Annotated in this window: 18 protein-coding genes; 6 read left to right on the top strand and 12 right to left on the bottom strand. The window is 61.4% G+C overall.

The genetic code is table 11. The annotated features are described in order from the left end of the window. Positions 1-43: 43 nt before the first annotated feature. Positions 44-898 (top strand): RNA polymerase sigma factor RpoH, encoded by an 855-nt coding sequence (rpoH, locus tag J3D60_RS19560; protein WP_003176698.1) that lies wholly within the window; start codon positions 44-46, stop codon positions 896-898. Positions 899-938: 40 nt separating this feature from the next. Here rpoH and mtgA read toward each other — a convergent pair whose 3' ends face one another. Then, the gene (gene mtgA, locus J3D60_RS19555) at positions 939-1,661 is read right to left on the bottom strand and encodes a monofunctional biosynthetic peptidoglycan transglycosylase (RefSeq protein ID WP_065938110.1); all 723 of its coding nucleotides are present in this window, start codon (positions 1,659-1,661) and stop codon (positions 939-941) included. Positions 1,662-1,735: 74 nt separating this feature from the next. Between mtgA and J3D60_RS19550 the strand changes: the two genes are divergently transcribed. The 4 genes from J3D60_RS19550 to trmB all read left to right on the top strand — a co-directional run bounded on the left by J3D60_RS19550 (position 1,736) and on the right by trmB (position 3,978). Continuing rightward, a complete protein-coding gene (locus tag J3D60_RS19550) occupies positions 1,736-2,116 on the top strand; it encodes a DUF423 domain-containing protein (RefSeq protein ID WP_065938111.1) in 381 nt (126 codons plus the stop codon). A gap of 71 nt (positions 2,117-2,187) precedes the next feature. Then, positions 2,188-2,388 carry a sulfur carrier protein ThiS gene (gene thiS, locus J3D60_RS19545; protein ID WP_049711100.1) on the top strand — a complete coding sequence of 67 codons (201 nt, stop codon included), beginning with the start codon at positions 2,188-2,190 and terminating at the stop codon, positions 2,386-2,388. A gap of 60 nt (positions 2,389-2,448) precedes the next feature. Next, positions 2,449-3,243 (top strand): thiazole synthase, encoded by a 795-nt coding sequence (locus J3D60_RS19540; RefSeq protein WP_108573383.1) that lies wholly within the window; start codon positions 2,449-2,451, stop codon positions 3,241-3,243. Positions 3,244-3,252: 9 nt separating this feature from the next. Beyond that, entirely contained in the window at positions 3,253-3,978 is a 726-nt protein-coding gene (trmB, locus tag J3D60_RS19535) for a tRNA (guanosine(46)-N7)-methyltransferase TrmB (protein ID WP_253492478.1), read from the top strand. Positions 3,979-4,140: 162 nt separating this feature from the next. Here the strand turns inward: trmB and J3D60_RS19530 are convergent, their stop codons facing one another. The 10 genes from J3D60_RS19530 to J3D60_RS19485 form a co-directional block, all read right to left on the bottom strand. Further along, positions 4,141-4,689 carry an RNA 2'-phosphotransferase gene (locus tag J3D60_RS19530; RefSeq protein ID WP_253492476.1) on the bottom strand — a complete coding sequence of 183 codons (549 nt, stop codon included), beginning with the start codon at positions 4,687-4,689 and terminating at the stop codon, positions 4,141-4,143. A gap of 28 nt (positions 4,690-4,717) precedes the next feature. Next, on the bottom strand, positions 4,718-5,041 hold the full coding sequence (locus J3D60_RS19525) for a DUF3392 domain-containing protein (protein WP_010207241.1): 324 nt from the start codon (positions 5,039-5,041) through the stop codon (positions 4,718-4,720). Positions 5,042-5,059: 18 nt separating this feature from the next. Further along, positions 5,060-6,262: a radical SAM family heme chaperone HemW gene (gene hemW / locus J3D60_RS19520; protein WP_253492475.1), complete on the bottom strand. Its 1,203-nt coding sequence runs from the start codon at positions 6,260-6,262 to the stop codon at positions 5,060-5,062. Continuing rightward, positions 6,259-6,855, bottom strand: coding sequence for an RdgB/HAM1 family non-canonical purine NTP pyrophosphatase (rdgB, locus tag J3D60_RS19515; RefSeq protein ID WP_092489433.1), 597 nt, complete (start codon positions 6,853-6,855; stop codon positions 6,259-6,261). Before rdgB ends, hemW begins: the two co-directional genes overlap by 4 nt. Then, positions 6,852-7,286, bottom strand: a complete 435-nt coding sequence (locus tag J3D60_RS19510; protein WP_027606095.1) for a DUF4426 domain-containing protein — start codon at positions 7,284-7,286, stop codon at positions 6,852-6,854. Before J3D60_RS19510 ends, rdgB begins: the two co-directional genes overlap by 4 nt. 21 nt (positions 7,287-7,307) lie before the next feature. Beyond that, positions 7,308-7,928, bottom strand: coding sequence for a methionine biosynthesis protein MetW (metW, locus tag J3D60_RS19505; RefSeq protein WP_017735309.1), 621 nt, complete (start codon positions 7,926-7,928; stop codon positions 7,308-7,310). 7 nt (positions 7,929-7,935) lie between these two features. Continuing rightward, positions 7,936-9,075 (bottom strand): homoserine O-acetyltransferase, encoded by a 1,140-nt coding sequence (locus J3D60_RS19500; RefSeq protein WP_115485575.1) that lies wholly within the window; start codon positions 9,073-9,075, stop codon positions 7,936-7,938. A gap of 126 nt (positions 9,076-9,201) precedes the next feature. Beyond that, a complete protein-coding gene (locus J3D60_RS19495; protein WP_065938117.1) occupies positions 9,202-9,789 on the bottom strand; it encodes a YggT family protein in 588 nt (195 codons plus the stop codon). A gap of 25 nt (positions 9,790-9,814) precedes the next feature. Next, positions 9,815-10,633 carry a pyrroline-5-carboxylate reductase gene (gene proC / locus J3D60_RS19490; protein WP_027606092.1) on the bottom strand — a complete coding sequence of 273 codons (819 nt, stop codon included), beginning with the start codon at positions 10,631-10,633 and terminating at the stop codon, positions 9,815-9,817. Positions 10,634-10,666: 33 nt separating this feature from the next. Beyond that, positions 10,667-11,353 (bottom strand): YggS family pyridoxal phosphate-dependent enzyme, encoded by a 687-nt coding sequence (locus J3D60_RS19485; RefSeq protein WP_065938118.1) that lies wholly within the window; start codon positions 11,351-11,353, stop codon positions 10,667-10,669. A 57-nt stretch (positions 11,354-11,410) separates the two neighbouring features. Between J3D60_RS19485 and J3D60_RS19480 the strand changes: the two genes are divergently transcribed. Beyond that, positions 11,411-12,445, top strand: coding sequence for a type IV pilus twitching motility protein PilT (locus tag J3D60_RS19480; protein WP_253492473.1), 1,035 nt, complete (start codon positions 11,411-11,413; stop codon positions 12,443-12,445). Between the two features lie 79 nt (positions 12,446-12,524). Here the strand turns inward: J3D60_RS19480 and J3D60_RS19475 are convergent, their stop codons facing one another. Next, a complete protein-coding gene (locus tag J3D60_RS19475) occupies positions 12,525-13,160 on the bottom strand; it encodes a C40 family peptidase (RefSeq protein WP_065938120.1) in 636 nt (211 codons plus the stop codon). Between the last annotated feature and the right edge of the window lie 39 nt (positions 13,161-13,199).

The following is a 13,199-nucleotide window of genomic DNA, read 5'->3' as shown; positions in this document are numbered from 1 at the left end:
AGTGCTGAACTGCACGAGTTATGTGAGTCGGAGGTTTTTTCGTATGACCACTTCTTTGCAACCTGCTTATGCCTTGGTCCCGGGTGCGAACCTGGAAGCCTATGTGCACACGGTCAACAGCATTCCATTGCTGACGCCCGAGCAGGAGCGTGAACTGGCCGAGAGTCTCTACTATGAGCAGGATTTGGGGGCGGCTCGGCAGATGGTGCTCGCCCACCTGCGTTTTGTCGTACATATCGCCCGTAGCTATAGCGGCTACGGCCTGGCCCAGGCTGACCTGATCCAGGAAGGCAACGTCGGCCTGATGAAGGCTGTAAAGCGCTTCAACCCTGAGATGGGCGTGCGCCTGGTGTCGTTTGCCGTGCACTGGATCAAGGCGGAAATCCACGAGTTCATCCTGCGCAACTGGCGCATCGTGAAAGTCGCGACCACCAAGGCCCAACGCAAGCTGTTCTTCAACCTGCGCAGCCAGAAAAAACGCCTGGCGTGGCTGAACAACGAGGAAGTCCACCGCGTGGCCGAAAGCCTCGGCGTGGAGCCCCGTGAAGTGCGCGAGATGGAAAGCCGCCTGACCGGCCATGACATGGCCTTCGACCCGGCCGCCGAAGCGGACGACGACAGTGCTTTCCAATCGCCGGCCAACTACCTGGAAGACCACCGGTACGACCCGGCGCGTCAACTGGAAGACGCCGACTGGAGCGACAACTCCAACCACAACCTGCACGAAGCGCTGGAAGTGCTGGACGACCGTAGCCGTGACATCCTCTACCAGCGCTGGCTGGCGGAAGAAAAAGCCACGCTGCACGACCTGGCGCAGAAGTACAACGTGTCGGCCGAGCGCATTCGTCAGCTTGAGAAAAGCGCAATGAACAAGCTGAAGTTGTCGATCGCCGCCTGAACATGTGGGAGGGGGTAAGCCCCTCCCACATTTGTTTGTATCAGTCGGACCAAGGTGCTTTGCGGGAATTGTTCAGTTCCACCAGGTAACCCTCTCCGCCCAGCTGGCTCATCTGCTGGCGAATCCATGCCGCCCTTCGCGCCACATACGCGGTCGGATGGCTGGCACTCCACACCCGTGGATTAGGCAACACCGCCGCCAGGTAGCTGGCCTGCTGCCGGGACAACCCCTTGGCACTCACGCCAAAGTGATGTCGCGCCGCCGCTTCTGCGCCAAACACGCCTTCATCCCATTCCACGCTGTTGAGGTACACCTCAAGAATCCGCTGCTTGGGCCACAACACCTCGATCAGCCCGGTAAACCAGGCTTCCAGGCCTTTGCGCAAATAACTGCGACCCGCCCACAGGAACAGGTTTTTCGACACCTGCTGGCTCAGCGTGCTCGCGCCCCGGATCGAACCGCCGCGCTCGTTGTGCAGGAGCGCCGCCTGGATCGCGCCGAAATCAAAGCCCCAGTGCTGCGGGAAACGCTGGTCTTCACCGGCCATCACCGCCACTTTCAGGTCGTCGGAGATCTCGTCCCACGGCACCCAGGTGCGTTGCAGGTCAATGGGTTCGCCGTCGAACCAGGATTCGACCTTGCGTTCCACCATCAGCGCGGTAAAGGGCGGCGGGACGACACGGAACAGTAGCACCAGCAGAACACTGCCAATGGCAAACCATTTCACGACGGTGAGAAAGCGTTTGAAGAGGACACGCAGCATAGAGATGGCTTGGCCGAACCCGTTGAGCGGGCCATTATACAGACCCTGTCCAATGAGTCTGACTGGAGTTCCTCATGCTGCGTAGCTTTCTGATGCTGGCTGCCTTTTTCGGCTTCACCGGTGTCGCCCTCGGTGCGTTCGCCGCCCATGGCCTGAAAAGCCGTCTGAGCGCCGAGTACCTGGCGATCTTTCACACCGGCGTGACCTATCAGTTGGTGCACACCTTGGCGCTGTTCGGCGTGGCGCTGCTGCTGGCGCATATTCCGGGGCGCCTGGTGACGTGGGCGGGCGTGTCCTTTGTCGTCGGTATCCTGCTGTTCTCCGGCAGCCTGTACGTGCTGACCACCACGGGGATCAGCAAACTCGGCATCATTACGCCCTTCGGCGGGTTGGCGTTCCTGCTGGGTTGGTTCTTCCTGGGCCTGGCTGCCTGGCGCATGCAACTGACCGCTTGACGCTTGGAGCTGACCTGCAGGTGCCAATCGAGCTAGAATGCTGGCCCCTAAAATCGATGGCGGCCTGTGGCATGCGCATTCAGTTGAACGGCGAATCCCTTGAACTGCCCGACGGTGAAACCGTTGCGGCCCTGCTGACCCGCCTGGACCTGACCGGGCGTCGCGTCGCAGTGGAACTCAACCTGGATATCGTCCCGCGTAGCCAGCACGCCGAGACCACGCTCACCGAGGGTGACCAGGTCGAGGTGGTCCACGCCATCGGCGGCGGCTAGTCCTACGCGTGTATGTAGCCCCGGATTCTGCAGAACCTCACCCCATTTCGAGGATTTCCCATGAGCATCGTTCGTAGCGACAAGCCCTTCGTCCTGGCCGGTCGTACCTACCAGTCCCGTCTGCTGGTCGGCACCGGCAAGTACCGCGACATGGAAGAAACCCGCCAGGCCATCGAAGCCTCGGGCGCCGAGATCGTGACCTTCGCCGTGCGCCGCACCAACCTCGGCCAGATCGAAGGCGAGCCGAACCTGCTCGACGTGCTGTCGCCGGATCGCTACACCTTCCTGCCGAACACCGCCGGGTGCTACGACGCCATCGAAGCCGTGCGCACCTGCCGCCTGGCCCGTGAACTGCTCGACGGCCACAACCTGGTCAAGCTGGAAGTGCTGGCCGACCAGAAAACCCTGTTCCCCAACGTGATCGAAACCCTCAAGGCCGCAGAAACCCTGGTCAAGGAAGGTTTTGACGTGATGGTCTACACCAGCGATGACCCGATCATCGCCCGCCAACTGGCCGAAATCGGCTGTATCGCCGTGATGCCGCTGGCCGGCCTGATCGGTTCCGGGCTGGGTATCTGCAATCCGTACAACCTGCAGATCATCCTCGAAGAAGCCAAGATCCCGGTCTTGGTGGACGCCGGTGTCGGTACCGCCTCCGACGCCACCATCGCCATGGAGCTGGGCTGTGAAGCGGTGCTGATGAACTCGGCCATCGCCCACGCCCAGCAACCGGTGCTGATGGCCGAAGCCATGAAACACGCCATCGTCGCCGGCCGCCTGGCCTACCTCGCCGGGCGCATGCCAAAAAAACTCTACGCCAGCGCCTCTTCGCCGCTGGATGGTCTGATCAAGTAAGAGCCATTGATGACTGAATCAAACGAAACGCCGAACACCGTGGAAGAAGGCGACGAGTCCAAGCACCGCCGCATCAAGAGTTTTGTGATGCGCGCCGGCCGCATGACCGAGGGCCAGCAAAAGGGCCTGGAGCAAGGTACGCCGCTGTTCGTCCTGCCCCTGGCCGATGCGCCGGTGGACTATGACCAGGTGTTCGGCCGTTCGGCCCCGCGTTCCCTGGAAATCGGTTTCGGCATGGGCCACTCCCTGCTGGAAATGGCCGCAGCCTCGCCGGAACAGGATTTCATCGGCGTGGAAGTCCACCGCCCAGGTGTCGGTGCGCTGCTTAATGGCGTGTTGACTCAAGGCCTGACCAACCTGCGGGTCTATGACTGCGACGCGATCGAAGTGCTCAACCGCTGCATCGCCGACAACAGCCTCGACCGCCTGATGCTGTTCTTCCCCGATCCATGGCACAAGAGCCGTCACCACAAGCGCCGCATCGTCCAGGCTTCTTTCGCGGAACTGGTGCGCAGCAAGCTGAAAGTCGGCGGTATCCTGCATATGGCTACCGACTGGGAACCCTATGCCGAATACATGCTGGAAGTGATGGACGTTGCCCCTGGCTACCGCAACCTGGCGCAAGACGGCAAATGCGTACCACGCCCGGCCGAACGCCCGATCACCAAGTTCGAGCGTCGTGGCGAGCGGTTGGGGCATGGGGTTTGGGATTTGAAGTTCGAGAAAGTCGACTGACAAGTCCCTGGCTTGGAATGCAGTAAAAAATGTGGGAGCGGGCTTGCTCGCGAATGCGGTAGATCAGTCGACATTTACGCTGGCTGACACACCGCATTCGCGAGCAAGCCCGCTCCCACATTTGTTTGTGTGCTACTGGAGGTATAGGCAGATAACTTGTCTTTACAGGGTTTCGAGGAATTGAGCAGGAACCTGGTCCGTCAGCCAAACGCCATTCTCCGCCTGATAAAACTTGAAGCCCTCCGCCAGCATCTTCGGCGTATCAACTTTCAGGACCACCACCTTTCCGTAACGTTGCCCCACCTCAGTGGCCGTCTCGACGCGCTCGGACAAATGGACATGATGGCGCGAGCCAGGGATCAGTCCTTTGTCGTTAATCGACTCCAAAAAGCGGGTCGCGGTGCCGTGATAAAGAATGGCCGGTGGTTGTTTCTCATCCAGTTGCAGTTGCACTCCTGTGTTGGAGTGGCCTTGTATCGCACGGATACGTTGGCCGTCCTCGGACAGTGCAAAGCGTTTCTTCTCGTTGGTACCCACCACCTGCCCGATCAGTTCGTGGGTGAGGCTGCGTCCGTCTCGGGCGGCGCCGGCGATCAGTTCGGCAATGCTTGCCCAGCCCTGTGTGTTCAGCGTCAGGCCAATAGCCTGAGGCTCGTGGCGTAATACATAGCTTAGGAATTTGCTGGTGTCGTCCAGTAGCTTTTTGCTCATGAGCGTCCCTGTCTTGGCCTGGTTGGAATCAGCGGCGATCGGCGACGACGCCAATCAGCACCAGCACCACCACCAACACCGGCGCCAGGCTGTAGTTATTGAACTGGCTCAATCCCCGCACAATCCACGGCGTGGCGTAGATCAGCGCCGCACCGCTGCCGATCATGCACAGCAGGGCCATCAACGGTACGCGCAACGCGCCGGCAACGCTGCCCAGGCGTGCTTCGACCCAGCCCTTGATGTCGGCGCCAAACAGCACCAGCAAACAGCCCACAAGGGCCAGGGAGATTTCCGACAGGTTGCTGCGGCTCCAGCGGGATACGGTGGCGAGCAGGTCGAGTACCAGATCCATTCGATTTCCTTAGAGCGATCAGCTCAAAAACTTCTGCAACAGGTCATTGAGAAAGAGTTGCCCGCGATCGGTGGCCGCCAGGCGTGACGGTTCGACCTGCATTAAGCCACTTTGTTCTGCCTCGCGCCGCGCCTCGTCGAGGCTCGCCAGGTCGAGGCCGGTGCGCTCGGCATAGAGCGTGGCGTCGACGCCCTCGGTGAGGCGCAGGGCGTTCATCAGGAACTCGAACGGCAACTCTTCGTTGGTCAGCTCCTTCGCCCCGGCCTGGAAGCTTTTGGCCGGGTTGAGGTAGTCCTTCGGCGCGCGGGTCTTCCAGGTGCGCACAATGCGTCCGTCCGGATGGCTGAGCTTGCCGTGGGCCCCGGCGCCGATGCCGATAAAGTCGCCGAAGCTCCAGTAGTTGAGGTTATGTCGCGCCGGGCGCCCTGGCTGGGCGTAGGCCGACACTTCGTATTGTGCGTAACCGTGCTCGGCCAGCAGCGCCTGGCCGGCTTCCTGGATGTCCCACAGGGTGTCGTCTTCCGGCAGCGCGGGCGGCTGGTTCCAGAACACGGTGTTGGGTTCCAGGGTCAACTGGTACCAGGACAGGTGTGTGGGTTTGAGCGCGATAGCCTGGCGCAGGTCGCTCAACGCATCGTCCAGGGACTGATCGGGCAAGCCGTGCATCAGGTCCAGGTTGAAGTTGTCGAACCCGGCCTGGCGCGCCATTCCGGCGGCGCGTACTGCCTCGTCGCCGTTGTGGATACGGCCCAGGGCCTCAAGCTTTTCCTGCTGGAAGCTCTGGATGCCGATGGACAGCCGGTTGATCCCCAGCGTGCGGTAGGCGACGAACTTCTCTTGCTCGAACGTGCCGGGGTTGGCTTCCAGGGTGATCTCGATGTCGCCGGCAAACGGGATGCGTGCTTCCACGCCTTTGAGCAATCGGCCCAGCGCCGCAGCGCTGAACAGGCTTGGCGTGCCGCCGCCGAAGAAGATCGAACTCAGTTCGCGCCCATACACCGCGTGCAGGTCCTGATCGAGGTCGGCCAGCAAGGCGTCCACATACTCTTCTTCCGGCAGCACCTTGCTGGCGGTGTGGGAGTTGAAGTCGCAGTAAGGGCATTTGCGCACGCACCACGGGATGTGGATGTACAGCGCCAGGGGCGGCAGCACCGGCAGCGCCGCCCGAGGTGTTTGCGCGCCACCGTGGATCAGCGGCTGCGCGGAGGTGTTCCGGGTCATTTCAAGCCCAGGCGCTGGCGCAGCAAATCCATTGCGCGGGCGCGGTGGCTGATCTGGTTCTTGTCGGCCGGGCTCAATTCGGCACTGGAGACATTGCGCTCCGGCACCCAGAACAGCGGGTCATAGCCAAAACCGTGCTCACCGCTGGCAGCGTGCAGGATGCGCCCGTGCCACAGGCCTTCGCAGAGGATCGGCAGCGGGTCATCGGCATGCCGCACCAAGGCCAGCACGCAGACGAATTGTGCACCGCGTTCGTTATCCGGTACGCCTTTGAGGGCGTCCAGCAACTTGGCGTTGTTGGCCGCGTCGCCCTTGCCGTCGGCATAACGCGCCGAATAGATGCCAGGGGCGCCGCCAAGAAAGTCCACTGCCAGCCCCGAGTCATCCGCCAGCGCCGGCAGGCCCGAGATGCGTGCGGCATTGCGCGCCTTGAGGATGGCGTTCTCGACGAACGACAGGCCGGTCTCTTCCGGCTCCACCTGGCTGAACTCGCCGATCGAGCGCAACTGCACGGATTCGCCGAGCATGGCCTGGAGTTCTTTGAGCTTGCCGGCGTTATGGCTGGCCAATACGAGTTGAGTAAGGTTCATCATTCCGCCGGAAACAGTTCCTGGTTGAATTGGAAGCTATGGGCTTTGCCGCCGGTTTCAACATTGATGGTAAACGTCTTGTACTCCCGCTGTGTCACGGAGTACGGCGCGAGGTAATTGATTCCGCCTTTCTCGTCGATTTGCTTGAACGTCAGGATCTCGCTCTTGCCGCCCAGGTCCTTGATGGTGCCTGTCACCTGCGCTGCCACCGGGGTTACGCCCTTGATCACGGTCACATTGATCAAACCCTTCTCCTTGCTGCGCACCACGCCGACTTTCTGGGCGGTTTCCGGCTGCAGGAAGCTGGAGGTGAAGGTGTTGTAATGAACGGTGATATCACCGAAGTCTTTCTTGCGATTAGCGTCGATAGTGTCCGCCGCCATGGCGCTGGCGCCCAGGCATGCAGTCAGTAGAAAAATAGCCAAGCGACTCATGATCGTCCCTCTTGAAAATGATTAGACGGCAATCTTGTGATCCGTCAGGCCAGGGCTGCTGACCCGATAGATACCAATTTCGCCCAACAGATTGGGCCATAGCTTGCTTGCCCAGCCGTGACGATGCTGTTGATCGACGGCCAGGCGGTTGATCACCTTGGCTTCACGCTCGCCACACAGGGCTTCGAAGTCTTCGAAGGTGCAGAAGTGGATGTTCGGCGTGTTGTACCAGGTGTATGGCAGGAAGTCCGAGACCGGCATGCGGCCCTTGGTCGCCAGGTACCAGCGGCAGCGCCAGTGCCCGAAGTTGGGGAAGGTGATGATGCACTGGCGACCCACGCGCAGCATTTCGTCGAGGATGCGGTCCGGGTAGTGCACCGCTTGCAGGGCCTGGGTCATCACCACGATATCGAAGCTGTTGCTGGCGAAGTTGCCCAGGCCCTTGTCCAGGTCCTGCTCGATCACGTTGATGCCCTTGGCCACGCACTGGGCGATGTTGTCCGGGTCGTTTTCCAGGCCGTAGCCGGTGACTTGCTTGTTGTCGCGCAGCCAGCTCAGCAGTTCGCCATCGCCGCAGCCCAGGTCGAGCACGCGGCTGCCGGCGGGGATCCAGTCTTGGATGATGTCCAGGTCGGCTCTCATGGCGTTCTCACAAAGTAATGCGGTTCATGTAGTTGCTGAAAGCCTGGAGGTAGCGCGGGATCGGAATCAGGAAGGCGTCATGGCCTTGCGGTGCATCGATCTCCAGGTAGCAGACGTCTTTCTTGGCCGCCATCAGCGCATCTACCAGCTCTCGGGAGCGGGCCGGCGAGAAGCGCCAGTCGGTGGTAAACGACATGACGCAAAACTTGGCCGTGGCGCCCTCGAAGGTTTTCGCCAGGTCGTCGTCGTGGTTGGCTGCCGGGTCGAAGTAGTCCAGGGCCTTGGTCATCAGCAGGTAGGTGTTGGCGTCGAAACGCCCGGAGAACTCCTCGCCCTGATAACGCAGGTAGCTTTCCACTTGGAACTCGACGCTGTGGAAGTCGTAGTTGAGCTTTTCGCTCTTGAGGCCACGGCCGAATTTCTCGCCCATGGAGTCATCGGACAGGTAGGTGATGTGCCCGACCATTCGCGCCAGCATCAAGCCGCGCTTGGGGATCACACCGGCTTCCTGGAACGAACCGCCGTGGAATTCGGGGTCGGTGAGGATGGCCTGGCGCGCCACTTCGTTGAAGGCGATGTTCTGCGCCGACAATTTGGGCGCCGAGGCGATGGCCAGGCAATGGCGCACGCGATCCGGATACGTGATGGTCCATTGCAGGGCCTGCATGCCGCCCAGGCTGCCGCCGATCACCGCGGCCCATTGCCGGATGCCCAACAGGTCGGCGAGGCGAGCCTGGCTGTGCACCCAGTCTTCCACGGTGAGTACGGGGAAGTCGGCGCCGAACGGTTTGCCGGTTTCCGGGTTGAGGCTGCTGGGGCCGGTGGAGCCATTGCAGCCGCCGAGGTTGTTCAGGCTGACGACAAAGAACTTGTTGGTGTCGATGGGCTTGCCGGGGCCGATGCAACTGTCCCACCAGCCAGGCTTGCGCTCGTCAACGCTGTGGAAACCAGCGGCGTGATGATGGCCGGAGAGGGCGTGGCAGATCAGCACGGCGTTGCTCGCCGTGGCGTTCAGTTGGCCGTAGGTTTCATAGATCAGGTCGTAGGCGGGCAACGAACGGCCGCAGGCCAAGGCCAGCGGTTCGCTGAAGTGCGCCACTTGGGGCACGACCAGTCCAACAGAATCGGGGGGGAAGGCAGCTGGCATCGACCCTGCTCTCGTTTAAATGAGGCGTAAGTCTAAAGACCGATGCACCCAGCGGCAAGCAAAGGCCAAATGTGGGAGGGGGCCGGTCGAATCGTCGCACCGCCCCTCCTGCATTTGCTTCGCCTGTCAGATCAGCCCGAACAGTAACTTGGGCATGTTCGCGAAGTCAGCCAGGTACGGGATGCCCCAGCCTTGTATCAGCTGGATCGCGATAAACGCGAAGATCGGCGAAATATCCAGGCCGCCGAGGTTGGGCACCCAGCGACGGAACGGCGCGAGCACCGGCTCGGTGATCTGAGACACCAGCTCGGCACCTGGGCTGCGGCTACCCGGTGCGACCCAGGACAGGATCACGCTGATGATCATCGACCAGAAGATGATCTTCAAAAACAACGAGAAGATCCCGATCAGTGCCCATGGCAACAGCAGCACGGTGTAAGGCAGGTAGCCCTTGAGCATCAGGACCAGCGCGAACAGCAGGATCTGCAGCAGCAATGCCAGCACCAGCGACGACATGTCCAGGCCGAACATGCTCGGGACCACTCGACGCAGGGGCTTGAGCAGCGGTTGGGTGGCCTTCACCACGAATTGGCACAGCGGGTTGTAGAAGTTCGCCCGCACCAGTTGCAGGATAAAACGCATCAGCACGATCAGCAGGTACAGGCTGCCCAAGGTCTGGATGATGAAGATGACGGCGTCATTGAGTCCAAGCATCATTTATTCCTTCGTAGGGGTACGACTATTTGCCCAGCTGCTCGGCCATTTCAGCCGAACGATGTGCTGCGGCACCCAGTGCTTTTTCCACCAGGGCTTCAAAGCCCCCGGCCTGGAACGATTCGATGGCAGCCTGCGTGGTGCCGCCGGGGGAGGTGACGCGGCGGCGCAACTCGGCAGCGTCCACTTCACTGGAGACAGCCATTTTCGCGGCGCCCAGGGCGGTTTGCTCGGCCAGTTGCTCGGCGACTTGCTGTGGCAGGCCCAGTTTCACGCCGGCGGCGGTCATGGCCTCGATCAGTAGGAAGAAGTAAGCCGGGCCGCTGCCCGACACGGCGGTGACCGCGTCCAGTTGCTGCTCCTGTTCCAGCCACAGGGCGATGCCCACGGCGGACAGCAGTTCCTGGGCCTGGTCACGTTGCTCGGCGGTCACCTCGTGGGTGGCGTACAAACCGCTCACGCCCTGGCGCAGCAGCGCCGGGGTGTTGGGCATGCAACGTACGATCGGTTGCGCGCCGAGCCAGTTGTTCATGCTGGCGCAGGTGATGCCGGCGGCGATCGACACCACCAGTTGGTGCGGCTGCAGGCTTGGGCGCAGGCTTTCGCACACGGCCTTCATGGCCTGTGGCTTGACCGCCAGCACGATCACATCGACACCTTGGATGGCTTCGGCGTTATCGGCGAAGGTTTCGATACCGTGCTCGGCGCTGACGCGGGCACGGGTCTCGGCGCCCGGGTCGCTGGCGCGGATCTGCGCCGCTTCCAGGCCCTTGGCCCGCAGGCCGCCGATCAGGCTGGCCGCCATGTTGCCGGCGCCGATAAAGGCAATACGCGTGTTGCTCATGACAGGTCCTTACTTAGATGGATGTCAGCCATTTCATGGCTGGCCGTAGTCGCGGGCGCCAAACAGGGCGGTACCGATCCGCACCCAAGTGGCGCCCTGGGCGATGGCCGACTCAAGGTCGTGACTCATGCCCATGGAAAGTGTGTCGAGAGGCAGGTTCAGGCTGTTTTGCAGGTCGCGCACGCTGGAAAACGCGGCGTCTTGTTCGGCACGATCGTCCGTCGGCTCGGGAATCGCCATCAGGCCCCGTAGCTTCAAGCGCGGCAGGGCGCTGATGGCGTTGGCCAGGGCCGGCAGGTCGGCGGGGGTGCAGCCGGACTTGCTGGCCTCGCCACTGACATTGACCTGGATGCAGATATTCAGCGGTGGCAGGTCGGCCGGGCGTTGCTCGGACAGGCGTTGTGCAATTTTGAGACGGTCCACGGAATGCACCCAAGCGAAATTCTCGGCGATGGCGCGAGTCTTGTTCGATTGAATGGGGCCGATGAAGTGCCAACTCAAGGGCAGGTCGGTTAATTCGGCCTGCTTGCCCAGGGCTTCCTGCAGATAGTTTTCGCCAAAATCACGCATCCCGGCGGCATAGGCTTCACGCACGGCTTGGGCGGGTTTGGTCTTGCTCACGGCCAGCAGGTGGATGCTGTTTGCGTCACGTTGCACGGCGTCGGCTGCGGCGCGGATGCGCTGGCTAACCTGGCCGATGTTGTCTGCTATCGTCGACATTCAAGATGCGCCCGTGGATATGGAGTCCGCGGCATTCTACTGGAAATGGAAAGCCCTATGGATATCACTGAATTACTGGAGGCGGGCGTGCGTCGCGGCGCTTCCGACCTGCATTTGTCGGCCGGTGTGGCACCCATGCTGCGCATTGATGGCGAAGTCTGGCCGTTGGATTGGCCAGTGCTTTCACCCCCGCAAGTGGCAGATTTATTGAGCCCGTTGCTCAACCGCTACCAACAAAAGGATTTCGAAACATCTCTTGAAACGGATTTTGCCTTCGAGTTGCCGGGCGTGGCGCGGTTCCGGGCGAACGTATTCCAGCAGGATCGCGGCATGGGCGCGGTGTTTCGCACCATCCCGGCCGAGGTCCAGAGCCTGGAAAACCTCGGCCTGGGGGAGGTGTTCCGGCGTATTGCCCAGTTGCCGCGTGGCCTGGTGCTGGTGACGGGCCCCACGGGCTCCGGCAAGTCCACTACCCTGGCGGCGATGATCGATTACCTCAATCAGCATCGGCGCCAGCACATCCTCACGCTGGAAGACCCCATCGAGTTTATCCACACGCCGAAAACCGCCCTGATCAACCAGCGCCAGGTGCATCGCGACACCCACAGTTTCTCGCTGGCCTTGCGTTCGGCGCTGCGCGAAGACCCCGACGTGATCCTGGTGGGCGAACTGCGCGACCTGGAAACCATCCGCCTGGCCCTGACGGCGGCTGAGACCGGGCATCTGGTATTTGGCACCCTGCACACCACCTCGGCGGCGAAGACCGTGGACAGGCTAGTGGACGTGTTCCCGGCGGGGGAAAAGGCCATGGTCCGCTCGATGCTGTCGGAGTCGCTGCAGGCGGTGGTGTCCCAGGTGCTGGTCAAGAAGGTTGGCGGCGGGCGGGTGGCGGCCCATGAAATCATGCTGGGCACGCCGGCCATTCGAAATTTGATCCGCGAGGACAAAGTGGCGCAGATCGTCTCGGCGATTCAGACCGGCGGTGCGTTGGGTATGAAAACGCTGGATATGAGCTTGAAGGTGTTGGTCACGGAAGGCGTGATCAGCCGGGAAGAGGCGCGGGAGAAGGCGAGGGTGCCTGGGGATATATAAGATCGGGAGATATAGGCAGGTCTAAATGTGGGAGGGGGCTACACCCCTCCCACATGTACTACTGCATTCCAGCTTCAGATCAGCGTTGTACTACCCGCAAGGTGTTCTGTTCTTTCGGCAGAACCCGCTTGGCAATCACGTAGTTCTTGTCCCAGAACGGCTTTTTCAGCGTGTCGATGCTGACCGACTTGCCACGACGCGGTGCGTGGATGAAGCGGTCGTTGCCCAGGTAGATGGCTACGTGGTTCACCTGGCGGCTCTTCAGTTTGAAGAACAACAGGTCACCCGGTTTCAGGTCCTTGCGCTCAACCTTCTGCCCGTGACCGGCGGCCATGGCGTTGGAGGTGCGCGGCAGATCCACGGCCGCTACGTCGTTAAACGCATATTTCACCAGGCCGCTGCAGTCGAACCCTTTACTTGGGCTGCTGCCGCCCCAACGATAAGGAGTGCCGAGCACGTTTACGGCGCGGCTGAGGACGGTGCTGCTTTGCTTGGTGTTGACTGCCATCAGGCCTGGAACTGCTTTACCGTGGGCCTTGCTCAGTTGAGTCGGGCGGCTGACGGTCGGCTTTGCCGATTTGGCAGTGCTGGGCGCGCTGTGGACTTTAGGGGTGAAACCGTTGACGTTCGGAAGTCGTTGCTCACGATTGGTGGCGTGGGCGGCCAGTGGCATTAATAGGCAAATGGTTAGCCATGTCTTTAAAAATGGTCGCATTAGGCGTGGCTCTTATGGGTTTGCGCGCAACTTTATAAC

This window comes from Pseudomonas sp. S3E17 (assembly GCF_024168685.1).
Lineage (GTDB): Bacteria > Pseudomonadota > Gammaproteobacteria > Pseudomonadales > Pseudomonadaceae > Aquipseudomonas > Aquipseudomonas marginalis.
Note: the sequence above shows the minus strand (reverse complement) of the source record. Positions and strands in the feature narration are given on the sequence as shown.